General features: G+C 66.3%; 24 protein-coding genes. 7 read left to right on the forward strand and 17 right to left on the reverse strand.

Annotated elements, in window-relative coordinates:
* Positions 1-100: 100 nt before the first annotated feature.
* From HWX76_RS17815 to HWX76_RS17830, 4 genes are all read right to left on the reverse strand, one after another.
* Positions 101-1,426 (reverse strand): sugar ABC transporter substrate-binding protein, encoded by a 1,326-nt coding sequence (locus HWX76_RS17815; RefSeq protein WP_006477974.1) that lies wholly within the window; start codon positions 1,424-1,426, stop codon positions 101-103.
* 71 nt (positions 1,427-1,497) lie between these two features.
* Positions 1,498-2,862, reverse strand: coding sequence for a D-tagatose-bisphosphate aldolase, class II, non-catalytic subunit (locus HWX76_RS17820; RefSeq protein WP_050016993.1), 1,365 nt, complete (start codon positions 2,860-2,862; stop codon positions 1,498-1,500).
* Entirely contained in the window at positions 2,850-3,806 is a 957-nt protein-coding gene (locus HWX76_RS17825; protein WP_050016991.1) for a sugar kinase, read from the reverse strand. Before HWX76_RS17825 ends, HWX76_RS17820 begins: the two co-directional genes overlap by 13 nt.
* Positions 3,807-3,885: 79 nt before the next feature.
* Complete coding sequence (locus tag HWX76_RS17830) at positions 3,886-4,662, reverse strand: L-iditol 2-dehydrogenase (RefSeq protein WP_050016989.1); 777 nt, start codon at positions 4,660-4,662, stop codon at positions 3,886-3,888.
* 330 nt (positions 4,663-4,992) lie between these two features.
* Between HWX76_RS17830 and HWX76_RS17835 the strand changes: the two genes are divergently transcribed.
* The 4 genes from HWX76_RS17835 to HWX76_RS17850 are packed head-to-tail and all read left to right on the forward strand — an operon-like array spanning position 4,993 to position 8,099.
* Positions 4,993-5,454: a Fur family transcriptional regulator gene (locus HWX76_RS17835; protein WP_050017093.1), complete on the forward strand. Its 462-nt coding sequence runs from the start codon at positions 4,993-4,995 to the stop codon at positions 5,452-5,454.
* Positions 5,455-5,500: 46 nt separating this feature from the next.
* A complete protein-coding gene (locus HWX76_RS17840) occupies positions 5,501-6,412 on the forward strand; it encodes a metal ABC transporter solute-binding protein (protein ID WP_176016105.1) in 912 nt (303 codons plus the stop codon).
* Positions 6,413-6,433: 21 nt separating this feature from the next.
* The gene (locus HWX76_RS17845; protein ID WP_176016106.1) at positions 6,434-7,324 is read left to right on the forward strand and encodes an ABC transporter ATP-binding protein; all 891 of its coding nucleotides are present in this window, start codon (positions 6,434-6,436) and stop codon (positions 7,322-7,324) included.
* Entirely contained in the window at positions 7,317-8,099 is a 783-nt protein-coding gene (locus HWX76_RS17850; protein ID WP_050017091.1) for a metal ABC transporter permease, read from the forward strand. The genes HWX76_RS17845 and HWX76_RS17850 overlap by 8 nt, the downstream gene beginning before the upstream one ends.
* A gap of 24 nt (positions 8,100-8,123) precedes the next feature.
* Here the strand turns inward: HWX76_RS17850 and HWX76_RS17855 are convergent, their stop codons facing one another.
* The 5 genes from HWX76_RS17855 to HWX76_RS17875 all read right to left on the reverse strand — a co-directional run bounded on the left by HWX76_RS17855 (position 8,124) and on the right by HWX76_RS17875 (position 12,985).
* Positions 8,124-8,420: a hypothetical protein gene (locus HWX76_RS17855; RefSeq protein WP_050016983.1), complete on the reverse strand. Its 297-nt coding sequence runs from the start codon at positions 8,418-8,420 to the stop codon at positions 8,124-8,126.
* 17 nt (positions 8,421-8,437) lie between these two features.
* Positions 8,438-9,049, reverse strand: a complete 612-nt coding sequence (locus HWX76_RS17860) for a hypothetical protein (protein WP_235356283.1) — start codon at positions 9,047-9,049, stop codon at positions 8,438-8,440.
* Positions 9,050-9,301: 252 nt separating this feature from the next.
* Entirely contained in the window at positions 9,302-10,150 is an 849-nt protein-coding gene (gene fghA / locus HWX76_RS17865) for an S-formylglutathione hydrolase (RefSeq protein WP_050016980.1), read from the reverse strand.
* Between the two features lie 16 nt (positions 10,151-10,166).
* On the reverse strand, positions 10,167-11,273 hold the full coding sequence (locus tag HWX76_RS17870) for an S-(hydroxymethyl)glutathione dehydrogenase/class III alcohol dehydrogenase (RefSeq protein ID WP_006483756.1): 1,107 nt from the start codon (positions 11,271-11,273) through the stop codon (positions 10,167-10,169).
* A 215-nt stretch (positions 11,274-11,488) separates the two neighbouring features.
* Positions 11,489-12,985 (reverse strand): FGGY family carbohydrate kinase, encoded by a 1,497-nt coding sequence (locus HWX76_RS17875; protein ID WP_176016107.1) that lies wholly within the window; start codon positions 12,983-12,985, stop codon positions 11,489-11,491.
* Positions 12,986-13,424: 439 nt separating this feature from the next.
* Between HWX76_RS17875 and HWX76_RS17880 the strand changes: the two genes are divergently transcribed.
* Positions 13,425-14,801 carry a nucleobase:cation symporter-2 family protein gene (locus tag HWX76_RS17880; protein WP_176016108.1) on the forward strand — a complete coding sequence of 459 codons (1,377 nt, stop codon included), beginning with the start codon at positions 13,425-13,427 and terminating at the stop codon, positions 14,799-14,801.
* A gap of 247 nt (positions 14,802-15,048) precedes the next feature.
* Here HWX76_RS17880 and HWX76_RS17885 read toward each other — a convergent pair whose 3' ends face one another.
* The 7 genes from HWX76_RS17885 to HWX76_RS17915 all read right to left on the reverse strand — a co-directional run bounded on the left by HWX76_RS17885 (position 15,049) and on the right by HWX76_RS17915 (position 23,869).
* Positions 15,049-15,507 (reverse strand): hypothetical protein, encoded by a 459-nt coding sequence (locus HWX76_RS17885; protein ID WP_124595555.1) that lies wholly within the window; start codon positions 15,505-15,507, stop codon positions 15,049-15,051.
* Positions 15,508-15,514: 7 nt separating this feature from the next.
* The gene (locus HWX76_RS17890; protein ID WP_176016109.1) at positions 15,515-16,168 is read right to left on the reverse strand and encodes a M35 family metallo-endopeptidase; all 654 of its coding nucleotides are present in this window, start codon (positions 16,166-16,168) and stop codon (positions 15,515-15,517) included.
* Positions 16,165-16,719 (reverse strand): hypothetical protein, encoded by a 555-nt coding sequence (locus HWX76_RS17895; protein ID WP_176016110.1) that lies wholly within the window; start codon positions 16,717-16,719, stop codon positions 16,165-16,167. The genes HWX76_RS17890 and HWX76_RS17895 overlap by 4 nt, the downstream gene beginning before the upstream one ends.
* Positions 16,716-17,225: a hypothetical protein gene (locus tag HWX76_RS17900; protein WP_244137979.1), complete on the reverse strand. Its 510-nt coding sequence runs from the start codon at positions 17,223-17,225 to the stop codon at positions 16,716-16,718. Before HWX76_RS17900 ends, HWX76_RS17895 begins: the two co-directional genes overlap by 4 nt.
* A gap of 636 nt (positions 17,226-17,861) precedes the next feature.
* Positions 17,862-19,379 carry an efflux transporter outer membrane subunit gene (locus HWX76_RS17905; RefSeq protein WP_176016111.1) on the reverse strand — a complete coding sequence of 506 codons (1,518 nt, stop codon included), beginning with the start codon at positions 19,377-19,379 and terminating at the stop codon, positions 17,862-17,864.
* On the reverse strand, positions 19,379-22,579 hold the full coding sequence (gene bpeB, locus HWX76_RS17910; protein ID WP_060734073.1) for an efflux RND transporter permease BpeB: 3,201 nt from the start codon (positions 22,577-22,579) through the stop codon (positions 19,379-19,381). Before bpeB ends, HWX76_RS17905 begins: the two co-directional genes overlap by 1 nt.
* Before the next feature lie 15 nt (positions 22,580-22,594).
* Positions 22,595-23,869 (reverse strand): efflux RND transporter periplasmic adaptor subunit, encoded by a 1,275-nt coding sequence (locus HWX76_RS17915; RefSeq protein ID WP_089488777.1) that lies wholly within the window; start codon positions 23,867-23,869, stop codon positions 22,595-22,597.
* Between the two features lie 408 nt (positions 23,870-24,277).
* On the opposite strand from HWX76_RS17915, the gene HWX76_RS17920 reads away from it, so the two are divergent.
* Positions 24,278-24,919, forward strand: coding sequence for a TetR family transcriptional regulator (locus HWX76_RS17920; RefSeq protein ID WP_176016112.1), 642 nt, complete (start codon positions 24,278-24,280; stop codon positions 24,917-24,919).
* Between the two features lie 37 nt (positions 24,920-24,956).
* On the opposite strand, the gene HWX76_RS17925 is transcribed toward HWX76_RS17920, so the two are convergent.
* A complete protein-coding gene (locus tag HWX76_RS17925) occupies positions 24,957-25,622 on the reverse strand; it encodes a cysteine hydrolase family protein (RefSeq protein WP_176016113.1) in 666 nt (221 codons plus the stop codon).
* Positions 25,623-25,774: 152 nt separating this feature from the next.
* Between HWX76_RS17925 and HWX76_RS17930 the strand changes: the two genes are divergently transcribed.
* Positions 25,775-26,779, forward strand: a complete 1,005-nt coding sequence (locus HWX76_RS17930) for a helix-turn-helix domain-containing protein (RefSeq protein ID WP_050014525.1) — start codon at positions 25,775-25,777, stop codon at positions 26,777-26,779.
* Positions 26,780-26,817: the final 38 nt, after the last annotated feature.

A 26,817-nucleotide genomic window follows, 5' to 3' on the forward strand; every position in this document is an offset into this window, starting at 1 on the left:
CGGTTGATGCGCGGGCGCGAACGGCCTGCCCGCCTGTCGGCCTCGCCGGCCCGCGCCGTGTGCGATCGCGCACGACGCGGGCCGCGCGACGGCTTGCGCGTTACTTCTTGTAGCCTGCCTGCCGCACTGCGCGGTCGGCGGCGGCCTGGCCCGCGGCGAGCGCCTGGTCGACCGACATCTGGCCCGCGACCGCGCCCGCGATCGACTGGCCGACCACCGTGCCGAACGACTGGAATTCAGGAATCCCGACGTACTGCACGCCCGTGTACGGCACCTTCTTCAGCGACGGATCGTTCGGGTCGGCCGTCTCGATCGCCTTCAGCACGAAGTCCGAGAACGGCGCGGCGGCCTTGTACTCGGCGCGCTGATACGTCGACGTGCGCGTGCCCGGCGGCACCGACGCCCAGCCTTCGTCCTTGCCGACCATCTCGATGTACTGCTTCGACGTCGCCCACGCGATGAACTTGCGCGCGGCGTCCTGCTGCTTCGACGTCTTCGGCACGGCCAGCGCCCACGCCCACAGCCAGTGCGAGCCCTTCGGCGTCGCGGCGACCGGCGCGGCCGCGAAGCCGATCTTGTCGGCCACCTGCGACTGCTGCTTGTTGTAGAGCATCCCGGCCGCGACCGTCGCGTCGATCCACATCGCGCACTTGCCGGACGCGGTCAGCGTCAGGTTCTCGTTGAAGCCGTTCGAACTCGCGCCCGGCGGGCCGTTCTTCTTCAGCAGGTTCACGTAGAAATTGATCGCCTTCTTCCATTCGGGCGACGTGAGCTGCGCATTCCAGTTCTCGTCGAACCAGCGCCCGCCGAACGTGTTCACGACCGTCGACACGTACGCCATGTTCTCGCCCCAGCCGGCCTTGCCGCGCAGGCAGATCCCGTAGGTGCCCTTCGACTTGTCGGTCAGCTTGTCCGCGAATTCGGCGATCTGGTCGTAGGTCGGCTGGTCGGGCATCTTCAGCCCCTTCGCCGCGAACAGGTCCTTGCGGTAGAACGTCATCGAGCTTTCGACGTAGAACGGCAGCGCGTACAGCTGGCCGTTGTACGACAGGCTGTCGCGCGCGGTTTTCACGATGTCGTTCAGGTCGTAGTCGGCGGGCAGGCCCGTGATCGGCGCGAGCCAGCCGCGCTTGCCCCACTGCGGCGTTTCGTAGGTGCCGATCGCCATCACGTCGAACTGGCCGCTGCCGGTCGTGATGTCGGTCGTCGCGCGCTGGCGCAGCACGTTCTCCTCGAGGATCACCCAGTTCAGCTTGATGTCGGGGTTCGCCTTCTCGAACGCCGGCGACAGCTTCTTCAACTCGATCATGTCGGGATTGTTCAGCGTCGCGATCGTCAGCGTGCCGGCGGACGCCGCGCAGGCCGCCGTCGCGAGCGCGGCTCCGGCGAAACAGCGTGCGGCGGCGTCGAGCATCTTTCGTTGCATGGCATGTCTCCTGTGATTGTTCGAAATGTCGTCGGTCTTGCGTGGTGTTGCGTCGCTTCCTTCGCGGCCCGTCATGCCGGCCGCTGCATCCCGCACGCGCGCGCATAGTGCGCGATCACGTCGCGTATCCGGTGGCGCACCCATGCGCGCGGCTCCTTCGCGAGGCCGCCCGCGCGGCACGCCGCGTAGACGTCCGGCAGCCACTGCGCGACGAGCGTCTCCGGCACCGGCTGCCGCGCGAGGTTGTCGAACAGTTGCTCGACCGCGGCCGCGACGGCCGGCTGCAGCCAGTAATAGCGGATGCGGTCGCTGTAGCTGAACTGGCGCGCGAGCCGCTGCGCGGTCTCGTCGCCGCGGTAGTACGGCGCCCAGTGCTCGGGCTGCGCGCGCATCGCCGCGTCGACGACGTCGCGCAACCGCGAGCGCTGCGCGACGTCGTCGATCAGCGCGTCCTCGATGTACGTCAGCGCGAACAGCGCCTCGCGCAGCGCGAACGTCAGCGCGGGGCCGACCTTCAGCACCGCGAAGTGGTCGCGCACGAGCGCGGCAAGCGCGGCTTCGGTCTGATAATCGGTCGAATGCGCTTCGAATACGAGGCGCGGTGTCTGCAGGATACTCGCGCCGAGCGACGCCGCCTTCGCGCTGTCGTAGTCGAGCACGTGGCGATCGTCGAAGTCGACGCCCGGCTGCGCGACGATCGCGACGACGCGCATCCACGCATCGTCGAGCCCGGCCGCCGCGAACGCGCGGCGGTGCGCGTCGAGCGTCGCCGCGATGCTGTCGCTGCGCGTGACCGCGATCCGCGCGATCGCGTCGCCGCTCGCGTCGTTACTTGCCTCGCCGCTCACTTCGCCGCCCGGCGTCGGCACCTCGGTGCCGATCACGTAGACGGGCGCGATCCCGGCGCGCGCCGCCGCGTCTTCCGCGACGCGGCACAGCTCGGCCGCGCGCGCGGCGATCGTGCGATCGTCGAGCCGCGCCGGATCGTCCGCGCACGCCATGCTCGCATCGAGATGGATCTTTTCGAAACCGGCTTCGACGTAGGCCGCGATCATCGCGGCCGCTTCACGCATCGCGTCGGCCGCGCGGCGGTGCCGCCACGGGTTCGGGCCGAGATGGTCGCCGCCAAGCACGAGCGCCGACGGCGCGAGCCCGCAGCGTGCGGCGATCGCATCGACGTCGCGACGAAAATCAGCGGGCGTCATGCCCGTATAGCCGCCGAGATGGTTCACCTGATTGCAGGTCGCCTCGATCAGCAGCGGCGAGCCGTCGGCTCGCGCGGCTTCGCACGCGGCCTCCAGCACGAGCCGGTGCGCGCTGCAGATCGAATAGATGCCGCGCTGCGCGTCCGCGCGGTTCGCGTCGAAGATCATCCGCAGCACGGTGTCCGCGTGCGCGGTGCGCGTGCGCTCGGCAACGGTCGTCAGGCCGGACATGCGATACCTCGTTCGGTCAGGAAACGGTCGATCTCGGCCGCGCTGCTGTTGCCTTCCATCGGGCCGCGCCGCGTGACCGCGATCGCACCGGCCGCGTTCGCGCGGCGCAGCGCGACGTCGACGGCCAAGCCCGCGACGAGGCTCGCGACCAGCGTGCCACCGAAGCAGTCGCCGGCGCCGGTCGGATCGACTTCGTCGACCGGAAAGGCCGGCGCTTCGGCCCGGTTCGCGCGATCGAACGCGACGCTGCCTTGCGCGCCGCGCTTGAGCACGACGCGCTCGAGCAGCGGATGCGTCGCGAGCAGGCCCGCGATCGCGCGCTCGGCCGGCTGCGGCCCGCAGAAGAACGGCAGGTCGGCTTCGCTCGGCAGGAACAGGTGACACGCGGCGAGCATCTCGTCGAGCGCCGCGCGCATCGGGCGGAAGCTCAGCATTTCGGGCCGCACGTTCGGATCGAACGACACCTTGGCGCCCGCGCGCGCGGCCTCGATCACGCCGCGCTGCACGGCCGCGATCGCCGATTCGCTCGTCAGCGACGAGCCCATCACGTGGAAGTAGCGGCAGCCGTCGAACATCGCGGTGTCGACGTCGGACGCATCGACGCACGCGGCCGCACTGGTCGAAAGCGTGAACACGAAACTGCGCGAACCGTCGTCGCGATACGCGACGAATGCGGTGCCGGTCGGGCGCGCGACGCGGCGAATGCGCGCGACGTCGACGCCGTCGCGGGCGAGCCGCGCGACGATCGCATCGCCGAACGCGTCGCGGCCGACACAGCCCGCATATGCGACGCGCGCGCCGAGCCGCGCGGCCTGATCGGCGAAGATCGCCGGCGCGCCGCTCGGGAACGGTCCTTCGAACAGGCCGGGCGTATCGAAACCCTGGCCGCGCTCGGCGGCGACGAATTCGGCCAGCAGTTCGCCGGCGACGACGATCTCGGCCATCAGGCGAGCCCTCCTCGGTCGACGGCGGGCGCCGCGTCGCGGGCCGGCCGGCAGGTGGCGCGTGCGAGCGGCAGCATTTTCAGCTCATCCAGTTGCCGCCGTCGACGTTCAGCGTCTGGGCGGTGATGTAGTCGGCGTCGGCCGACGCGAGGAACAGCGCGGCGCCCGTCAGGTCGCCCGGCACGCCCATGCGCCCGAGCGGCACCGCTTCGCCGACGAGCCGCTTCTTCTCGCCGAGCGGCCGGTTCTCGTAGCGTGCGAACAGCGCATCGACCTGCTCCCACATCGGCGTGTCGACCACGCCCGGCGCGATGCCGTTCACGTTGATCCGGTGGGGCGCGAGCGCCAGCGCGGCCGACTGCGTGTAGCTGATCACCGCGGCCTTGGTCGCGCAGTAGTGCGAAACGAGCGCCTCGCCGCGACGGCCGGCCTGCGACGACATGTTGACGATCTTGCCGCCGCGCCCCTGCTCGACCATCCGCTGCGCGACGGCCTGCATCAGGAAGAACAGCCCTTTCACGTTGACCGAGAACAACCGGTCGAACACGTCCCACGATTCGTCGAGGAGCGGGCGCATGTCGAACAGCGCCGCGTTGTTGAACAGAATGTCGACGCCGCCGAAGCGCTCGACCGCCGTCGCGACGATCCGCTCGATGTCGTCGCGGCGCGTGACGTCGGCCGTGACGGCCACCGCGCGGCCGGGGTTGGACTCGATCAGCCGCGCGAGCGAACCGCCTGCCGGCTTCACGTCGACGAGCACGCAGCGCGCGCCCTCGTCCAGATAGCGTTGCGCGACCGCTTCGCCGATGCCGCTTGCGGCGCCCGTCAGGATCGCGACCTTGTGTTCCAGTCTCACTGGCTGTCTCCGGTTCGTTCTTGCTGCACGACGGTCGCGAGGTGAGCGAACGCTCTCCGACCGATCAATTGCTCTGTTAGTGATCGAATGATCGGATACGCGATACGCGCTGTCAAGACGACGCGACGGCTTTCTATGACGCGCTGCGGCACGACGGCGCACGGCTGCATCCCGCCGCGCCCGCGCTGCAAGGCAAGAAGGGCACGGTGCGGCGCAGTGGCATCGATGCTGACGGGGATGGAGGAAGGACGGAAAACGGAATTGGCACTGCACGGCGCAGCGATACGTTATATCATCGCGATACTGTGTTTCATCGCCCTGCTTCACGCCATGGCTACCTCATCGTCCATCGACGCCCGGCTGTCCCGGGCCGACGCATTCGCCGCCGAGCACGGGCTCGCGTGGACGCCGCTGCGTCGCCAGGTCTACGAACGCGTGCTGGCCGCGCAGCGCCCGATCGGCGCGTACGACCTGCTCGCCGAACTCGAACCGCAACGCGGCCGCGTGCCGCCGACGACCGTCTACCGCGCGCTGGATTTTCTCGTCGAGCACGGCTTCATCCACCGGATCGAATCGAAGAACGCGTTCCTCGCGTGCTGCGAGATCGGCGTGCCGCACGAAGGCCAGTTCCTGATCTGCGATTCGTGCGGCGACACCGTCGAGATTCCCGGCAGCGACCTCGCGAAGCAGCTGTCCGCGAGCGAGCCCGCGCACGGATTCGAAGTCCATCACCAGGTCGTCGAGCTGAACGGCCTGTGCGGGCACTGCAAGCGCAAGCCCGCGCAGCGCTGACGCCGCATCGCGCGGCGCCTGCGCCGCCCTTCCAACGAGGAGTTCCATGTCCATTGCCCTGAAGCGCGCGCCGCGGCGCGCCCTGTCGCCTGCCCGCTGGCTCGCCGCGGCCGTCGCCGCGCTGTCGTTCGCCGCGCCCGCGTTCGCGCAGGCCGCGACCGTCAACGTCGTCGCCGCGGAGAATTTCTACGGCGACGTCGCGTCGCAGATCGGCGGCCGCCACGTCGCGGTCACGAGCATCCTCAGCAATCCGGACCAGGATCCGCACCTGTTCGAAGCGAGCCCGAAGACGGCCCGCGCGCTGCAGCACGCGCAGGTCGTGATCTACAACGGCGCCGACTACGATCCGTGGATGGGCAAGCTGCTCGGCGCATCGAAGCAGGCGAAGCGCGCGACGATCGTCGTCGCCGATCTCGTCGGCAAGAAGGCCGGCGACAACCCGCACCTGTGGTACGACCCGGCGACGATGCCGGCCGCCGCACGCGCGATCGCGGCCGAACTCGGCCGCGCCGACCCGGCGAACCAGGCCGAATACGATGCGAACCTGCAAAAGTTCGTCGCGTCGCTGAAGCCCGTCGACGACAAGGTCGCCGCGCTGCGCGCGAAGTACAAGGGCGTGCCGGTGACGGCCACCGAGCCCGTGTTCGGCTACATGTCGGACGCGATCGGCCTCGACATGCGCAACCAGCGCTTCCAGCTCGCGACGATGAACGACACCGAGGCGAGCGCGCAGGACGTCGCCGCGTTCGAGGGCGACCTGCGCAAGAAGCGGGTGCGCGCACTGATCTACAACAGCCAGGCCGAAGAGCCGATGACCAAGCGCATGCTGAAGATCGCACGCGACGGCGGCGTGCCGACCGTCAGCGTCACCGAAACGCAGCCGGCCGGCAAGACCTTCCAGCAATGGATGATCGGCCAGCTCGACGCGCTCGGCAGCGCGCTTTCAGCCGGCAAGTAAGTAATAGACGACCGTCACGACATGACCGCCACTCCCCACGCCCTCGCCCTCGATCGCGTCACGCTCGAACTGGGCGGCCGCACGATCCTGCGCGACGTCAGCTTCTCGATCGAGCCCGGCGAATTCGTCGGCGTGCTCGGGCCGAACGGCGCGGGCAAGACGACGCTGATGCGCGCGGTGCTCGGCCTCGTCCCCGTGTCGGCCGGCACGCTGTCGGTTGGCGGCGTGCCGGTCGTGCGCGGCAACGCGTCGATCGGCTACATGCCGCAGATCAGAAGCGGCCTCGCGAACCGCCGGATGCGCGGCTACGATTTCGTCGCGATGGCCGCCGACGGCCATCGCTGGGGCTTGCCGCACACGAACGCGGCCACGCGCCGCGACGTCGATCGCGTGCTCGATCTCGTCGGCGGCCCGTCGCTCGCGCCCCGGCCGCTGTCCGAACTGTCGGGTGGCGAGCGCCAACGGCTGCTGCTCGCGCAATGCCTGCTCGGCAACCCGAAGCTGCTGCTGCTCGACGAGCCGCTGATCAGCCTCGACCCGAACCACCAGCGCGGCGTCGTCGAGCTCGTGCGCAACGTGCAGCGCGAGCTCGGCATCACCGTGCTGTTCTCCGCGCACGAACTGAATCCGCTGCTGAACGCGCTCGATCGCGTGCTGTATCTCGGCAACGGCGTCGCGGCGCTCGGCACCGTCGACGAGGTGATCACGAAGCCCGTGCTGTCGCGGCTCTACGGATCGCCGATCGACGTGATGCGCGTGAACGGCAAGATCTTCGTGATGTCCGGCGACGTCGAGATCGAGAAACACGATCACGAACACGAGGACGACGACGGCCATTCGCACGGCGGTGGCGGCGGCCACGGCCATCACCACCACGGACACGCTCATCCCGGGCATTCGCACGATGTTTGAATACGACTTCATGATCAACGCGTTCGCCGCGTCGGGGATCGTCGCGGTGCTCGCGGGCATCGTCGGCTATTTCCTGGTGCTGCGCGGGCAGACCTTCGCCGGCCATGCGCTGTCGCACGTCGGCTTCACCGGCGCGACGGGCGCGGTGCTGCTCGGCATCTCGCCGATCTGGGGGATGGTCGGCTTCACGCTCGCGGCCGGGATCGGCATGGGCGCGCTCGGCGAAAAGCTCGCGGGCCGCGACGTCGCGATCGGCGTGATCCTGTCCGGCGCGCTCGGCTTCGGCCTGCTGTTCCTGCACTTCTACACGTCGTTCGCGACGCAGGTCACCGCGCTGCTGTTCGGCAACGTGCTCGCGGTGAGCCACGACACGCTCGCGGTGCTCGCCGCCATCGGCACGGTGAGCCTGCTCGCGCTCGCGCTGATCGCACGGCCGCTGCTGTTCGCGTCGCTCCAGCCCGAACTCGCTGAAGCGAAGGGCGTGTCGCTGCGCACGGTGTCGATGCTGTTCCTCGCGGTGTGCGCGCTCGCAGTGGCCGCGGCGACGCAGATCGTCGGCGTGCTGCTGGTGTTCACGCTGCTGGTCGGGCCGGCTGCCGCCGCGCAGAACGTGACGACGCGGCTGTCGACCGGCGTGCTGCTCGCCGCGCTGTTCGCGTTGTTCGAAGCGTGGCTCGGCATCGTGCTCGCGTATCACACCGACTGGCCGACGAGCTTCTGGATCACCGCGCTGTCGGCGCTCGTGTACGGCGCGAGCTTGTTGCGCAGGGCATGACGACTCGCATGCGTGCGGATGGCGTTACGTGATCGTTTTCCATGCGCACACTGCCGTTGCCGCGAGCATCAGGAACCCGACCCAGGGTTTGGCACCTGTGGCCCTGGACCTCGCGAGCAACACGACCTGTGTGATCGCAACGACCATGAGCAATGCATAGCTGACCAGCGTATGGTCGCCAGCTTCGTCCTTGATCGCATCGATCGCGACGGATGGATCGATTTCATGCATCCACGCATACTTGTTCCCGGTGATCGTGATAACGACGAGCAATCCGATGACACATGCGACATGAGTGACGAAGCGGAGGAGACGGGCCATGTTTGCATCCTGATGCATTACTGCATGAGCCGAGTGAAGCGCGACCAATGCGTAACGATGAAGTTACCGTAGCTGGTATTTTGTCTTATTTGCTCGAGAGACAACCCACTTCCTCGGTTGTAGCGCGCGCCGATGATGCGAATTTGATCCATCGAGAACGGATATTGGATCCCATCGCGCTTCGCCAACTGGGCGAGATGACGCGCAACCACATCGATATTAAAAATATCGCGTTGAAGGCAGCGGGCCAAACTCCGAAATTGCGACGCTGACATTTGCGACGGATCCATTCCAAGCGTTTGTGCGGCCGTGCGAAGCTGCATGCTCACCGGGCCGAACGATGTCATCGCTGGATGACGTGTCAGTGTCAGATGCCTGTCGACGAACGGCGGACCACTCCAGTCGAACGTGCGCACTTCGAATGCAACGCGATCGATGAATTCAGGGTCGCCACCAACCTCGATCCAACATACGCCCGCGAGCATTTCCCGAGGTAGACGGTGGCGCCCCGCTGCTGCTCGGATATGGGACTTGTTGTGCACGACCCACGCATCCTTGAACGCCTGGATGTATTTGATGCCACCACTCCATCGCTCGGGCACAAGTTTCCACGCAAACAGATTGATCAACCCCCCAGTTCGGGGAATTGTTTGATACCTCGCAAACCATGTCGCCCATTCAGGTCAAAGCCTCGCTCGAATTAATTTCACCACGATTGAATCGGCGATCATTATTCGGCGAATCGATTTGGCATCCTATAGAACGAGTACGAATTTGCGGCGGCAGGTGATTTTTCCGGGCGAATGCCCCGGTGGAATGCGTAACGATGGATGACAGCCACGTCGCCCGTTGGAGCGCAACGACGTGGCGTCAGGGACAACTCACCGCGCCAGCACGCGCGCATGATGCGCGAGGTGATCGGCGATGAACGTCGAGATGAAGTAGTACCCGTGGTCGTAGCCCGGATGGCGGCGCAGCGTCAGCGGCTGGCCGGCCTTCGCGCACGCGGCTTCGAACACGTCGGGGTTCAGCTGGTTCGCGAGGAATTGATCGGCGAGCCCCTGATCGACGAGGATGCCGTCCGCGAACTTCGGCGCATCGGCACGGGCGACCAGCTCGCTCGCGTCGTGCGCCTTCCACGCATCGCGATCGGCGCCGAGATAACCGGAGAACGCCTTCTCGCCCCACGGGCAGCGCGTCGGCGCGGCGATCGGCGCGAACGCCGACACCGACCGGTACAGGCCCGGATGACGCAACGCGAGCGTCAGCGCGCCGTGCCCGCCCATCGAGTGACCAAAGATGCCGAGCCGCGCGCCGTCGATCGGCAGCTCGGCCACGACGAGCTCGCGCAGCTCGCCGGTCACGTACGACTCCATCCGGTAATGCGTCGACCACGGCGCTTGGGTCGCGTCGACGTAGAAACCCGCGCCGACGCCGAAGTCCCACGCATCGGTCTCGCCCGGCACGCCCGCGCCACGCGGGCTCGTATCGGGCATCACGAGCGCGATGCCGTGCTGCGCCGCGTATTGCTGCGCGCCGGCCTTGATCGCGAACGTCTCGTCGGTGCACGTGAGCCCCGCGAGATAGAACAGCGCCGGCACGCGGCCCTGCGCGGCCTGCGGCGGCAGGTACACCGAGAACTTCATCGGCAGGCCGATGGCCGCCGAATCGTGACGGTAGAAACGCTGCTCGCCGCCGTGGCACGCATGCGAGGAAACGAGTTCGAGCATGGCGGTACGCTCCCGGTCAGTACAGCACGACCGAGCGGATCGACTCGCCGGCCTTCATCAGGTCGAAGCCTTCGTTGATCCGCTCGAGCGGCAGCGTGTGCGTGATCAGGTCGTCGATGTTGATCTTGCCTTCCATGTACCAGTCGACGATCTTCGGCACGTCGGTGCGCCCGCGCGCGCCGCCGAACGCCGAGCCCTTCCATTCACGACCCGTCACCAGCTGGAACGGACGCGTGCTGATTTCCTCGCCCGCTGCCGCCACACCGATGATGAACGACTGGCCCCAGCCCTTGTGCGTGCATTCGAGCGCCTGGCGCATCAGCTTCACGTTGCCGACGCATTCGAACGAATAGTCGGCGCCGCCGTCGGTCAGCTGCACGATGTGGTCGACGACGTTCTCGACTTCGTTCGGGTTGATGAAGTGCGTCATCCCGAACTTCTTCGCGAGCTCGACGCGCTTCGGGTTGATGTCGACGCCGATGATCTTGTCCGCGCCGACCATCTTCGCGCCCTGGATCACGTTCAGGCCGATCCCGCCGAGGCCGAACACGACCACGTTCGCGCCGGCCTCGACCTTCGCCGAGTACACGACCGCGCCGACGCCCGTCGTCACGCCGCAGCCGATGTAGCAGATCTTGTCGAACGGCGCGTCCTCGCGCACCTTCGCGACCGCGATTTCCGGCACGACGATGTAGTTCGAGAACGTCGACGTGCCCATGTAGTGGAACAGCGGCTTGCCGTCGAGCGAGAAGCGCGACGTCGCGTCGGGCATCAGGCCCTTGCCCTGCGTCGCGCGGATCTTCTGGCACAGGTTGGTCTTGCGCGACAGGCAGAACTTGCACTCGCGACATTCGGGCGTGTAGAGCGGAATCACGTGGTCGCCCTTTCTCACGGTGCCAACGCCGGGGCCGACGTCGACCACCACGCCCGCGCCTTCATGGCCGAGGATCGCCGGGAAGATCCCTTCCGGATCGGCGCCCGACAGCGTGTAGTAGTCGGTATGGCAGATGCCCGTCGCCTTCACTTCGATCAGCACTTCGCCAGCGCGCGGCCCTTCGAGATCGACTTCCTCGATCGTCAGCGGCGCACCGGCCTTCCATGCAATCGCGGCTTTCGTTTTCATCGTGTCACTCCTCTGTGTGTCGGTGAGATCGGCCCGGGCCGGCGTGCGGCGCCGGCCCGGGTTTCATGCAAGGCGGTCGAAGCCGTGCCGCGCGGCACGGCGCAAGAATATCGTGCTCGCCATGATGGCCGCTCCCGCCGCGCATCGCGTGCGCGAAACGGTCGCCGGCTTGCCAGGATGCGTCATCGCTGGCGCAAAAGAACAAGTGGTCGAGTTTAAACGCCCGTCGTGAACCATGCATCCGTGCGGGCATACAGATCGACGAAGCGCGCTTGGCGTACGGCCAGCAGGCGGTCGTCGTGCGGTGCCGCGACCGGCGCAGCAGCCGGCGCCAGCGCGCGCAACCCGTCTTCACGCCAATGCCCGATCGCGACGCCCGCGAGCAAGGCGGCGCCGCGCGTCGCGGCGTTCGGGCAATCGATCGCATGCAGCGACGCGCCGAGCGCATCGGCGAGCAACTGGCGCCAGCGCGGATCGACCGAGCCGCCGCCCGCGAGACGCAGCGTCGTCACCGCGTCACGGCGATCGGCATCGCGGATCGCATCGAGCCCCGCGCGCAACGCGAACGCGACGCCTTCGAACGCGGCGCGCATCATCGCGCCGCGCGTGTCGCCGAGCCCGAGGCCGAGCCAGCCGCCGCGCGCATCGGGGTTCATCCACGGCGAACGCTCGCCGGTCAGGTACGGCAGGAAGCACAACCGCTCGGACGCCGGCTGCGCGAACGCGTCGTCATACGCATCGGCCCATTGCGCGTAGCCGAGCCAGCCGCGCACGGCTTCGAGCGCGAGCCCGACGTTCTGCATCGCCGCCATCGTGTAATAGCCGCCGCCCGTCGCCGCACGATAGCGATGCAAGCCGCGCCGCGCGGGCGGCAACGCATCCGCGAGCACGACGATCTGCCCGCCGCTGCCGGTCGTCAGCAACGCATCCCCTGCCGCGGCCAGCCCGCTGCCGAGCGCCGCGCATGCGGTGTCGGCCGCGCCCGTCGCGAGCGGCACGCCGGCCGGCAGGCCGAGCGCGGCGGCGGCCTGCGCGCCGAGCATGCCGCAGCGCGCGGTGGACGCGCGAACCGGCGCGAAGCGGTCGGCCGTCAGGCCGAGCGTGTCGATCAATGCAGTGTCCCACGCGCCGTCGGGCGTCGCGAGCGCCGTTGCGCACGCGTCGCTCGGATCGGCCGCCACGTCGCCGCCGAGCGCGATGCGCAGCCAGTCCTTCGGCTGCACGGCCCAGCGCGCGGCGCGTAGCGCGTCGGGTTCGTGCGCCGCCAGCCAGCGCAACAGCGGGCCGGCCATGCCGGGCGCGACGGGGTTCGGGACGACGGGTAATCCGGCGACGGGCAATCCGGCGACGGGTAATCCGGCGACGGGCCATCCGGCGGCAGGCCAGTCGGCCGCGTCCGCCTCGCGCACCGCGCGTGTGTCGGGCCACAGCAGCGCGGGCCGCACCGGCTGGCCGGCCGCGTCGATCAGCACGACGCCATGCATCTGGCCCGAAAAGCCGATCGCCGCGACCTGCGCACGCTCGTCGCCCGGCAGCCGCGCGGCCGCGCGCACGAGCGCCTGCCACCACGCGTCGGGCGCGATTTCCGCCCAGCCGGGCTGCGGCGACGACAACCCGTAAGGTTCGCTCGCGACGGCCCGCTCGACGCCGTCGGCATCGAGCGTGACGAGTTTGACAGAGCCGGTGCCGAGGTCGATTCCGAGCAGGCGCATGAGCTAAGAGGGATTCGAATGAACGGATGTCGATGATAACGGGATCGCGATGCGCACCGCGCTTTTTGCCGCCGCGTCGACGCATCGACCGTGGGGTCGGGCCGGCGCGTTCCACCGGGCTGCACCTTGCACGCAAAAGCGGCCGTTCGCGGGTTAACCCGGCACGATTTCCGAACACCGCTTTTTGCCACTATGCGGCCCGCCCGATACACACCATAAAGCACCCCATATTTGACAGGGGGGCCGGCGCTATTTTGAAGCGCTATAAAACCGGTACACCTCACTCCCGCGGCAGTTTCCCGATGATCGCCCCCCTGTTCCATACCGAAATGGCATATCGAACCAGCAAAGAACGGAATAGAACCCAGTGCTCTTGTTGCATGGATTCATTCCGAATAACTTCGTATCACCCCGAAAACAAGATCATGGAGTGAGACAGATGCAATCGAACACGGTCCATCCGTGCGATGAGGTGCTGCCGACCGGCAAGCTGGTAACGCTTGGCCTGCAACACGTCCTCGTCATGTACGCCGGCGCCGTCGCCGTGCCGCTTATCGTCGGCGCGGCGCTCAAGCTGCCGAAAGACCAGATCGCGTTCCTGATCAGCGCCGATCTGTTTTCGTGCGGCATCGCCACGCTGATCCAGACGCTCGGCCTGTGGATCTTCGGGATCCGCCTGCCGGTCATCATGGGCTGCACGTTCGCGGCCGTCGGTCCGATGATCGCGATCGGCACGAACCCGGGCCTCGGCATTCTCGACATCTTCGGTTCGACCATCGCGGCCGGCATCATCGGCATCGTGCTCGCGCCGACGATCGGCAAGCTGTTGCGGTTCTTCCCGCCCGTGGTGGTCGGCACGGTGATCGCGGTGATCGGGCTGTCGCTGATGGAAGTCGGCATCAACTGGGCGGCCGGCGGCGTCGGCAACCCCGAGTATGGCAGCCCCGTCTATCTCGGCCTGTCGCTGGTCGTGCTCACGCTGATCCTGCTGATCAACAAGTTCGGCCGCGGCTTCATCGCGAACATCTCGGTGCTGCTCGGCATCGTCGCCGGCTTCGTGATCGCGTTCGCGATCGGCCGCGTGAACACGGAAGGCGTGTCGCTTGCACCGTGGGTCGGCTTCGTGATGCCGTTCCACTTCGGCTGGCCGCACTTCGACCCGCTGTCGATCGTGACGATGGTCACGGTGATGTTCGTCACGTTCATCGAATCGACCGGCATGTTCCTCGCGGTCGGCGACATGGTCGATCGCCCGGTCAACCAGGAGCGCCTCGTGCGCGGCCTGCGCGTCGACGGCCTCGGCACGCTGATCGGCGGCATCTTCAACTCGTTTCCGCATACGTCGTTCTCGCAGAACGTCGGCCTGATCGGCGTGACGGGCGTGAAGAGCCGCTTCGTGTGCGCGACTGGCGGTGTGATCCTCGTGCTGCTCGGGCTGTTCCCGAAGATGGCGCAGGTCGTCGCGTCGGTGCCGCCGTTCGTGCTCGGCGGCGCGGGCATCGTGATGTTCGGGATGGTCGCCGCGAACGGCATCAAGGTGCTGTCGAAGGTCGACTTCGTGAACAACTCGCACAACCTGTTCATCGTCGCCGTGAGCGTCGGCATGGGCCTCGTGCCGGTCGTGTCGCCGCACTTCTTCTCGAAGCTGCCGCCCGCGCTCGCGCCGATCCTGCACAGCGGCATCCTGCTGGCGTCGGCCAGCGCCGTGATCCTGAACATCGTGTTCAACGGCGTGAAAGGCGAAAAGGATGCGCGCTGCGAGATTCGGCGCGCGGGGCACGATTTCGACGGGCGGCCCGCTGACGTGCATCACTGATCGCCTCGCGGCGAGCGTCCGCGCGGAGAAGCGGTAACGAAAAACGCCACGGCATGCCGTGGCGTTTTGCTTTGCGGGGACGGCGAAAGGCGGGGACGCACGGAGCGATCGTGCGAAGTGCGGTGTGCGATGACGGACACCAAGCACGCGTCGGCTTGTGGCGGCCGGCGCTTACCGCATGGTGCGCAAGGGGTTGCTGCACACCATCAAAATGTGCAGCACTGCGCGGCGGCTCGCGGCCAAGGCCTCATTTCACTTGGCAAGGACATTCATGCGGGCAACCGGGAAGGAAGTCGATTTCTACTCGTCGGCCATTATCCGGCACACCGCTCAAATGATGCGACTTATAAAGCCTGGCGTCGACGTCGATAGGTGCTCGACCAAGCCCCAATGTGACTAGAAGCCCCTTGATACTTTCCGCGCGTTGTTGAGCCAGCACGTGCGGCTGTCTTTCGTCAGCTTCGGCAAGGCCACCGACAGACGTACGATCGAGATTGGGATATTTGAGTTGAAGGTCTATCGCCCAATTGGCCACCCTTGTGAGCTCATCGCCGGACACCTTGGCAGAATCTCTTTCAAACGAAACATCAAGCGTATGGACTGGGGAGCAGGCGAATGTCCCTGCCGAGAAAAATGCGAGTGCGATACATGCCCATATCAATTTTCCGTTGGACCCAATCAGATTCAACCAGGATCGCGCTGCCACACCGCCTCTAATCCTCATAGATAACATACCCGGCAATGCTATCCGCATTATCGATTGCGAGATCGGGGCGCGTCCGAGCCAATACCAAGCACTCGCGCATGAAATATTGATGATCCTGAGCGCCAAAAGTGTCGGCAAAATGAGTGCACTCATGAATCAGTGTCGACAACATCGAGTCCTTTGCACTGGATATGGGGCGCATCCCACAAAAATTCTCGTGGATACAAATAGTATGTGTAGCGGTGTCCGGGGTGCAAACATGCGCGACGGCACCATCAGGGTCCTTGTTATTCGGCGTACAACCAAGATATCGATCAAGCTCCTCTGATTGGCGAACAAAATTTCCAGGCTTGAGATCGCGCATCACCCGACTGACTCGTGCGAGGCCGACTGTCAGACGTTGCCGAATCGTTTCATCGCTTGAGCCAAACCACGTTGCGACGCGCTGACGTTCGACCGCCCCCCACTTGCGCAAGTCTACGAGCCGTACATCAATCATTTGTACGGCTCTGTCGCGTAACGTTAGAACCATACGGCGAAATTCCGCATCAGTCATGTTTGGGCAGATGGGTGGCCCATTCGATATCAACGCTTCGATTAACGAACCTTCTCTCGTGTCCGTCATCGCCTCTGCAATCGCCACACGATCGCCGTCACTCATTCTATTTCTCCGATGACCTCGAGCTTTACCGATTCGGCCTCCGGCGTGATCACTCGCACAGTATGCCCCTGCGCATCGGTAATCCCTGAAGCCAGCACGTCGCCACGGCAATTTGTGATCCAATACCGCGCGCCAACAACAGGTTTCCTGGACTTCTTGTTGCGAATAACGAACTGCTGATCGTGGACTGCCGTGCCTCTTCTTACAGGGGCGACGCCTAAGCCATGCTTGCCCGTCAACCGCGCCACCTCGTCTGCGGCAAAGGTCATCTTCATGCCGCGCTCGGCATAGAAAACCGGTGGCGGCTTGCAATCGCAGACGTTGATATCACCACTCAACGCCCACGGCTTGCCGTTTGGCCCTGTGCCCGGCCAGCGTGGACCCACCGGGGCGACAAACCCTTCCTGCTTGCATGCCGTGCAGTACGTCTTCATGTACAGCGTTGCGATATGCACGCGCGGCGGCGGATTGGAACAGGTTACGTCGTCCAATCCTTCCGTAATCGTGGCGCTGCCGCCCTGATCCCCTTTGGCAAGGAAATAACGAATCATGAGGTCTCGCCTTGATGCACAACGGTCGAACGCTTCACCACGGTGAAGGCGTTAGCGGATACCAGACCCTCGCGCTCAGGGCTATCGGTAATGACGTCGCCGTTATCCAGTTCGCGACCGACGAAAGCCAGCGGCTGGAAGTGTCCGTTATCCACCAGCCCAAGACCGCTTATGATTCGCGCGGTCGAACCGTCTGCATAGTGAATCTGATCACCTACGACACCAGCCCTGCCAAGCCGGACATCGGTGTCCCACGTGCCGGTAGCTTCGCGCAACGCACCGCCTCGCGCCGTCGTGGCTCCTCGTACAGCCAACCTGTATCGCGGCAGTGCAGGCGGCGGCGCATAATCCTCGTTAAACAACCCTCCGGCCGTTTCGCCAACCGGTACGTGAATTCCCGACAACCGCTGAAGCGTTTCGACGATACGATCGCCGTTGCTCAACCTGCTACCCACCAGCGCAAACGGCTTGTCGCTGCAAATCGCATATTCGCCTGCACCATCCACGATGACGGCCTCGCTGCCATCCTCGCAAGTGACGACATCGCCAGCCCGGCGACTGTGAGGCCGCTCGTAGCCTCGGTTACCCGCCCACCGCGCTCAGTGAGCGCGCCGATGGTGGCAAAAAGATCGGGCGGTGCAGTCTGCTCGCTCTTCATCCGGATTTCCTTTCTCGACAATGGGTGAGAAATGCTCCATGCACAATTTGCACGGACGAGAAAAAAGAACCAATCAGACGAGTTCGAATTTCGTATAACTAATCGTTATAAAGACCGTCCAACAGCAAATGAGCCTGAGTTGGGCGAAATGAGCGGGGATTTGGCGGCCGGGCGACAGGCTACCGGAGAGGGATGATCATCGATTGGGCGAAACGAGAATCTGCACGGTTAGTCCGTACGCGTCGTGCTCGACGGCGCCCGGCCCCTGGATTTCGCGCCCGCTGCAGATGTAGACGCGTGTCCCGCGTGGATCGCCGCAGCACTCCCACGCGAGGTTACCGCGCACTTAAGGACCAACAATCATGGACGAGCCTTACGTTTCCTTCGTTACGCTTCGCATCGTTCGTAACGGCCAGCTTGCGACAGGACTAACAACGTCCTGCCTGCGCGCGAAGCGACCGCACGCAGGCAGGATTACCGCATGTTACCCGTTCGTCGCCGACGCAGGCGCCGGAGCCGCCGCCTTGTCGTAGTCGACCGGTGCATCCGGTGCGCGCGGCGCTTCGCCGGCGCGCTGGATCCACCCACCGCCGAGTGCGCGGTACAGATCGACCAGGTTCGTCCAGCGCGCCAGGCGCGCGCTGATCAGCGACTGCTGCGCGGAGTACAGATCCGTCTGCGCGGTCAGCACCGACAGATAGCTGTCCACACCGTTCTTGTAACGCAGGTCCGACAGATCGAAGCGACGCTGCTGCGCGTGCTCGTTGCGCTCCAATGCCGCGATCTGCTGATCGTACGTGCCGCGTGCGGCGAGCCCGTCCGATACTTCGCGGAACGCCGACTGGATCGCCTTCTCGTAGTTCGCGATCTCGATGCGCTTCTGCACATGCGCGAGATTCAGGTTCGCGATGTTCTGACCGCCTTCGAAGATCGGCATCGTGATCTGCGGCGCGAACGACCACGCCGCCGTGCCGGCCTTGAACAGGCCGCCCAGCGTCGGGCTGCCGGTGCCGAACGCGCCCGTCAGCGAGATCTTCGGGAAGAACGCCGCGCGCGCCGCGCCGATGTTCGCGTTCGCGGCCAGCAGCGTCTGCTCGGCCTGCATCACGTCAGGACGACGCGTCAGCAGATCCGACGGCAACCCGGCCGGCACGTCCGTCAGCAGGTTCTGCGCGTCGAGCGGCATGCCCGCCGGCAGATCGTCCGGCAGCGGCTCGCCGATCAGCAGCACCAGCGCGTTCAGCGCCTGTGCGCGCGCACGTGCCTGCGCCTGCTGGTTCGCGAGCGCCGTCTCGACCACCGTCTGCGCCTGACGCAGCTCGAGCTCGGAGCCCGTGCCGTTGTCGAATTGCAGCTTGGTCAGGTCGTACGACGCCTGCGCGGTCTTCAGCGTGTCCTCCGTGACCTTCAGCAGGTCATCGGTCGACAGCAGCGTCAGGTACTGATCCGCCACCTGCGACACCAGCGAGATCTCCGACGCCTGCCGTGCGTACGACGTCGACAGGTACTGCGCGAGCGCCTGGTCCTTCAGGCTCTGCACGCGACCGAACAGGTCGAGCTCCCACGACGCCGACAGGCCGACGTTGTAGGCGCGCGAGATGTACGGCGCACCGGTCTGCGAAAGACCCTGCGGCACGCGCTGGATGCTGCCCGTGCCCGTCCCGTCGAGCGTCGGGAACAGCCCCGCACGCGTGATCTGGTACTGCGCACGCGCGGCCTCGACGTTCAGCACCGACACGCGCAGGTCGCGGTTGTTTTTCAGCGCGATCTCGATCAGCCGCTGCAGGCGCGGATCGACGAAGAACTCGCGCCAGCCGATGGCAGTCGCCGCCTGGCCGTTCGCGCTGCGCGCGCCGGCCGCGCCCGGCTGCGTCGCGTAGACGCCGCCGGCCGGGTACGCCTGCGCGACGGGCGCATCGGGCCGCGTGTAATGCGGCGCCATCGTGCAGCCCGCGGCAAAGAGCGCGACTGCGATTGCAGTCAAAGCGTGTTTTTGCATCATCACTGTCCCTTGTTGCCTTGGTCGCCGTTGCCCGGCTTCTCTTCGTGGTGCGAGTGCTCCTGAGCCAGGCGCAGCGCCTCGTCGGCATCTTCCTTCTCGCCGCTGAAGATCGCACGGATCTTCACGAAGAACATCGGGATCATGAAGATCGCGAGGAACGTCGCCGTGATCATCCCGCCGATCACGCCCGTACCGATCGCGTGCTGGCTGGCCGAACCCGCGCCGTTGCTGATCGCGAGCGGCATCACGCCGAGAATGAACGCGAGCGACGTCATCAGGATTGGACGCAGCCGCAGGCGCGCCGCTTCCAGCGCGGCCTCGATCGGCCCCATCTTCTCCGTCTGCTGCAGTTCGCGCGCGAACTCGACGATCAGGATCGCGTTCTTCGCGGACAAGCCCACGGTGGTCAGCAGGCCGACCTGGAAGAACACGTCGTTCTCGAGGCCGCGCATCGTGGCCGCGAGCAGCGCACCGATCACGCCGAGCGGCACGACCATGATCACCGAGAACGGAATCGACCAGCTTTCATACAGCGCCGCGAGACACAGGAACACGACGAGAATCGAGATCGCGTACAGGATCGGCGCCTGCGAACCGGACTGGATTTCCTGGAACGACAGGCCCGTCCACGAATAGCCGATACCGACCGGCAGCTTCTTCGCGAGCGTTTCCATCGCGGCCATCGCCTGACCGGTCGACTTGCCCGGTGCGGCCTGGCCCTGGATTTCCATCGCCGACACGCCGTTGTAGCGCTCGAGCTTCGGCGAACCGTACGTCCAGTGACCGGTCGCGAACGCGCTGAACGGCACCATCCCGCCCGACCCGTTGCGCACGTACCAGATGTTCATGTCTTCCGGCGTCATCCGGAACGGCGCGTCGGCCTGCACGTACACCTTCTTGATCCGGCCGTCGGTGTCGAGGAAGTTGTTCACGTACTTCGACGCCCACGCGATCGAGAACGTCTGGTCGATCGCATCCGCCGTCACGCCCAGCGCATTCGCCTTCTCGCGGTCGATGTCGACCTTGTACTGCGGCGTGTCGTTCAGGCCGTTCGGACGGACACCCTGCAGCGTCGGATCCTTCGAAGCCATCCCGAGCAGCTGGTTACGCGCGGCCATCAGCGCGTCGTGGCCGAGACCGGCGTTGTCCGTCAGCTCGAAGTCGAAGCCGGCAGCGGTACCGAGTTCCGGAATCGACGGCGGGTTGAACGGAATCACGAGCGCGTCCTTGTAGCTCCCGTAACGCCCGAACATCCGGCCGATCAGCGCCTGCACCTTCTGGTTCGCATGCTGACGCTGCGAATAGTCCTTCAAGCGGACGAACACGAGACCGGAGTTCTGGCCGCGGCCCGCGAAGCTGAAGCCGTTGACCGTGAACGCCGATTCGACGATTTCCTTCTCGTCCTTCAGCAGGTAGTCGGAAATGTTCGCGAGCGTCTTCGCGGTCGTTTCCTGCGTCGAACCCGACGGCGTCTGCACGATCACGAACATCAGGCCCTGGTCTTCATCGGGCAGGAACGACTTCGGCAGGCGCACGAACAGCAGCCCGACCGCGACGATCACGACCAGATAGATGATGAGCCAGCGGCCCGAGCGCTTGATCACGTGGTGCACGCCGACGTGGTACTTGTCGCGGCTGGTGTTGAACGTGCGGTTGAACCAGCCGAAGAAGCCCTTCTTCTCCTCGTGATGCCCTTGCGGGATCGGCTTGAGGATCGTCGCGCACAGTGCCGGCGTCAGAATCAACGCGACCAGCACCGACAGCACCATCGCCGACACGATCGTCAGCGAGAATTGACGATAGATCGCGCCGACCGACCCGCCGGAAAACGCGACCGGCACGAACACCGCCGACAGCACGAGCGCCACGCCGACGAGTGCGCCGGTGATCTGGCCCATCGCCTTGCGGGTCGCCTCCTTCGGCGACAGCCCTTCTTCGGCCATCACGCGCTCGACGTTCTCGACCACCACGATCGCATCGTCGACCAGCAGGCCGATCGCGAGCACGAGGCCGAACATCGACAGCGTGTTGATCGAGAAGCCGACCATCGACATGATCGCGAACGTACCGAGCAGCACGACCGGCACCGCGATCGTCGGGATGATCGTCGCCCGCAGGTTCTGCAGGAACAGATACATCACGAGGAACACGAGCACGATACCTTCGAGCAGCGTCTTGACCACTTCCTCGATCGACAGCTTCACGAACGGCGTCGTGTCGTACGGATACTTGACGACGAGGCCGTGCGGGAAGAACGGTGCGAGCTCGTCGATCTTCGCGCGCACGGCCTTCGCGGTCGCGAGCGCGTTCGCGTTGGTCGCGAGCTGGATACCGAGTGCCGCGGTCGGCTGACCGTTGTACTTCGTGTCGAAGTTGTAGTTTTCGCCGCCGAGGCCGATCTGCGCGACGTCCTTCAGGCGAACCTGCGAGCCGTCCTGGTTGACCTTCAGCAGGATGTTGCCGAACTGCTCGGGCGTCTGCAGCAGCGTCGATTCGGTGATCGTCGCCTGCAGCACGGTGCCGGGCTTGGCCGGCGTGCCGCCGATCTGGCCGCCCGCGATCTGCACGTTCTGCGCGGTGATCGCCGAGCTGACGTCGACCGGCGTGAGGCCGTAGTTGGTCAGGCGGTTCGGATCGAGCCAGATCCGCATCGCGTACTGCGAGCCGAACAGCGTGACGGTACCGACGCCGTTCAGCCGGCTGATCGGATCCTTCACGTGCGACGCCACGAAGTTCGCGAGGTCGTACTTGTTCATGCTGCCGTCTTCGGAGTTGAAGGCGAGCACCAGCAGGAAGCTGCTGCTCGACTTCGTGACCGACAGACCGAGCTGCTGCACGACCTGCGGCAGAACCGGCGTCGCGAGCGACAGCTTGTTCTGCACCTGGACCTGCGCAATGTCGGCGTTGGTGCCCGGCGCGAAGGTCAGCGTGATCGTTGCGTTGCCCGAGTCGTCACTCGTCGACGACATGTACAGGAAGTTGTCGAGACCGCTCATCTGCTGCTCGATCACCTGCGTCACCGTGTCTTCCACCGTCTTCGCGGAAGCGCCCGGGTAGTTCGCGGTGATCTGGATCGATGGCGGCGCGATCGTCGGATACTGCGAGATCGGCAGCGTGAAGATCGCCGCAACCCCGGCCAGCATCAGGATGATGGCGATCACCCACGCGAAGATCGGGCGATCGATAAAAAACTTTGCCATGAAACAGGCTCCCTGTTATTTCGCGCTCGAGGCAGCGGCAGCACTCGCCGGCGCGGCGCCCGATGCGGCGGCACCGGAAGCGGCAGCGGCGCCGGACCCGGCGGCGGCCGGCGCGGCGGGGGCAGCAGCACCCGAGGCGGCATCGGCCGCCGGAGCGAGCTGCGCGGGGACCGTCTTCACGGTCGCGCCCGGGCGCACCTTGTCGACGCCTTGCACGATCACGTGATCTCCTGCCTGCAGACCGCCTTCGACGACCCAGTTCGGGCCTTGCATGCCGGTGGTCTTCAGCGGACGCGGCTCGACCTTGTTGCTGGCGTTCACCACCATCGCGATCGCCTGGCCCTTCTGGTCATGCGTGACGCCGATCTGCGGCACCAGGAACGCGTTCTCGTTCACGCCTTCCTCGATCCGTGCGCGCACGAACATCCCCGGCAGCAGCACGCGGCCGGGGTTCGGGAACACCGCGCGGATCGTCACCGAGCCGGTGGTCTGGTCGACCGTCACGTCCGAGAACTGCAGCTTGCCGGCTTCCGAATAGGTCTTGCCGTCTTCGAGGATCAGCGACACCTTCGCCGCGCCCGGGCCGCTCGTCTTCAGGCGGCCGCTCTGCACGTCCTGACGCAGCTTCAGCCCTTCGAGGCTCGACTGCGTGAGGTCGACGTACACCGGATCGAGCTGCTGCACGGTCGACATCAGCGTCGCCTGGCTCGCCTGCACGTATGCGCCCGGCGTCACCTGCGAGATGCCGACGCGGCCGCTGATCGGCGACACGACGTCCGTATAGCCGAGGTTGATCTGCGCGGTGTCGACCGCCGCCTTGCCGGCCGCGACGTCCGCAGCGGCCTGGCCTTGCGTGGCGACCGCGTTGTCGTAGTCCTGCTTGCTGACCGCGTTCGCCGCGACCAGCACCTTGTAGCGCGCGACCAGCGCGTTCTGCGTGACGAGGTTCGCCTGCGCCTTCGCGAGCGTCGCCTTCGCGCTGTTCAGCGCGGCGATGTACGGCGCCGGATCGATCTTGTAGAGACGCTGACCGGCCTTGACGTCGGTGCCTTCGGTGAATTCGCGGCGCAGCACGATGCCGTCGACCCGCGCGCGGACCTGCGCGACGAGGAATGCACTGGTGCGGCCCGGCAGGTCGGTGAAGACCGGTACGGCTTGCGGCTGGACGGTGACGACGCCGACTTCCGGCGTTTGCGGCGGCGGTGCCGATTCTTTTTTCCCGCACGCGGCCAGGAAAACGGCGGCCGTCGCGACAGTGATTAAGCGGTATGGAACCCGTTCGACGCGCATGGAGCGACCTCTGTGTATAACCAATGGAATAAGTGCCGCGCCCGAGCGGAGCGCAACACGGATGCGCCTCGCGGCGCTGATCGAACACCTGAATTACTGGACTGCTAGAGACTGCTGGATACAGCAAGTCGGCACGAGACCTCCGTGCCGACGGGACGCCGCGAACTGCGGACAAGTACTAGGGCGGGAATCAGCAGAGTGGGATATTAACTGATTGCCACTTGGGTCATTCGATCGTAGGGTGGTATTGTATATACATTCACGAATGTATGTAAAAAGCCCGTTTGTACGCCGCCGGCTGTCCAGTCTTACGAATTGTTACCGGAAGCAAGCATAGCCCGTCTGCATGACGGCGACGAGGGGTGGCGACCCTCTATTCACCGACGATCGATCCAATCAGGCCTGCACATGGTCAGACGTACCAAGGAGGAGGCGCTCGAGACGCGCAATCGCATTCTCGACGCCGCCGAACACGTGTTCTTCGAGAAAGGCGTGTCGCACACGTCGCTCGCGGACATCGCCCAGCACGCCGGCGTGACGCGCGGCGCGATCTACTGGCATTTCGCGAACAAGAGCGAACTGTTCGATGCGATGTTCAACCGCGTGCTCCTGCCGATCGACGAACTGAAGCGGATGCCGCTCGACGCGCCGGGCGGCAATCCGCTCGATAAGGTGCGCCAGATCCTGATCTGGTGCCTGCTCGGCGTGCAGCGCGACCCGCAGCTGCGGCGCGTGTTCAGCATCATGTTCATGAAGTGCGAATACGTCGCGGACATGGAGCCGCTGCTCCAGCGCAACCGCGCGGGGATGAGCGAGGCGCTGCACATGATCGACGCCGATCTCGCGGTGGCCGTGGGGCTCAAGCTGCTGCCCGAGCGGCTCGACACGTGGCGCGCGGCGCTGATGCTGCACACGCTCGTCAGCGGCTTCGTGCGCGACATGCTGATGCTGCCCGACGAGATCGACGCCGAGCAGCATGCGGAAGAGCTCGTCGACGGCTGCTTCGACATGCTGCGCTACAGCCCGGCGATGCTGAAGGACGGCGACTGACCGCGCGGCGCGTCGCACGCTCCGTCGCCGCGCGGGGTCAGGCCGCCTTCGCGCGCCGCGCGCGGGCCCGCCGGTTCGACGCGGCCACCGAATCGCGCGCCGGCATCGGCGCGCCGGCCAGTCCCGCGATCCACGCGTCGGTCGACATCACCGCCGCGAAATTCGACTGGAACACCACCCCGTACGCGCGGTGAATCTCTTCGGCGCTCACCGCGCCCGCTTCGTTCTCGTAGGGCAGCGTGCCCGTCGCGTCGTCCAGGTACTCGACCTTCAGCCCCGCATGCGCCGCCTGATAGACCGTCGACGCATTGCAGTTGTGCGTCATGTAGCCGGCCACCGCGAGCGTGTCGATCCCGTGCGCGTCGAGCCACGCGGCGAGATCGGTGCCGGCGAACGAGCTTGCCTGCGCCTTCTCGATCCGATGCGCGTACGGCCGGCTCGCGACCACCGCGTGCAGCGCGACGCCGTCGCTGCCGGGCGCGAAAATCGGCGCGCCCGCCGGCGCGACGTGCTGCACCACGATCACCGGCACGCCGGCCGCGTGCGCGGCGTCGATCGCACGGCCGATGTTCGCGAGCGACACGTCGAGCGGCGGATATTCGATCGGCAGGTTGCCCGTCACGTATTCGTTCTGCACGTCGATCACGATCAGCGCGCGGCGGTGGGCGGGACGGGAAGCGGAATGCGAGGCGGCATTCGACATGGCGAGCTCCTGGTCGGGAGGCGCTGCCCCGCCCCGGAGCGGGGCGGCCAGCAGTGCGATGCGATGCATTGTCGGGCCGCATGGCGTGCGTCGATAGTGGCCCGATAGCCATTCTTCGATAAAATCGGGCCATCGCCGTTCCGGAGTCCGCCATGCCCGCCGTCGCCTCGTCCCCGTCCGCTCCGACCGTCGTCGCCGTGATCGCGTACGACGGCATCAGCCCGTTCCATCTGTCGGTGCCATCGGTCGTGTTCGGCAAGGAACGCGACGCGGCCGTGTCGCCCGTGTTCGAATTCCGCGTCTGCTCGGCCGAGCGCGGCCCGCTCGCGACCACGGGCGGCTTCACGATCACCGCGCCGTACGGGCTCGACGCGCTCGACGATGCGGACATCGTCATCGTGCCCTCGTGGCGCGACCCGGACGAAACGCCGCCCGACGCGCTGCTCGATGCGGTGCGCGCGGTCGCCGCGCGCGGCGCCGAGCTCGTCGGCCTGTGCCTCGGCGCGTACGTGCTCGCCGCGGCGGGGCTGCTCGACGGCCGCCCGGCCACCACGCACTGGGCGTGGGCCGACGATTTCGCGCAGCGCTTTCCGCGCGTGCGACTCGATCCCGACGTGCTGTACGTAGGCGACGGCAATCTGATGACGTCGGCCGGCACGGCGGCAGGCCTCGACTGCTGCCTGCACGTCGTGCGGCGACGCTTCGGCTCGGACGCCGCGAACCGGATCGCGCGCCGCCTCGTGATCCCGCCGCACCGCCAGGGCGGCCAGGCTCAGTACGTGCCGCAACCGGTCGCCGCGCACCCGCGCGATGCGCGGCTCGCGGGCCTGCTCGATTGGGTGCGCGCCCATCTCGACGCCGCGCATAGCGTCGATTCGCTCGCCGAACGCGTGCTGATGAGTCGGCGCACGTTCACGCGTCACTTCCGCCAGGCGACGGGCACGACCGTCACCGCGTGGCTGCAGGCCGAGCGGCTCGCGCGCGCGCAGCATCTGCTCGAAACCACCGGACAATCGATCGACGCGATCGCGCAGGCGGCCGGCTACGGCTCGAGCGTGTCGCTGCGCCAGCATTTCGCGGGCGCGCTCGGCACGTCGCCGTCTGCATATCGAAGGGAATTTCGCGGCGCCGGCGCCGGTAACGACGCGGGACGGTGATACGCGCCGTGCGGGCGCGACGCAGGCCGTGACGCGGA

The organism is Burkholderia sp. BCC0398 (assembly GCF_902833245.1).
GTDB lineage: Bacteria > Pseudomonadota > Gammaproteobacteria > Burkholderiales > Burkholderiaceae > Burkholderia > Burkholderia sola.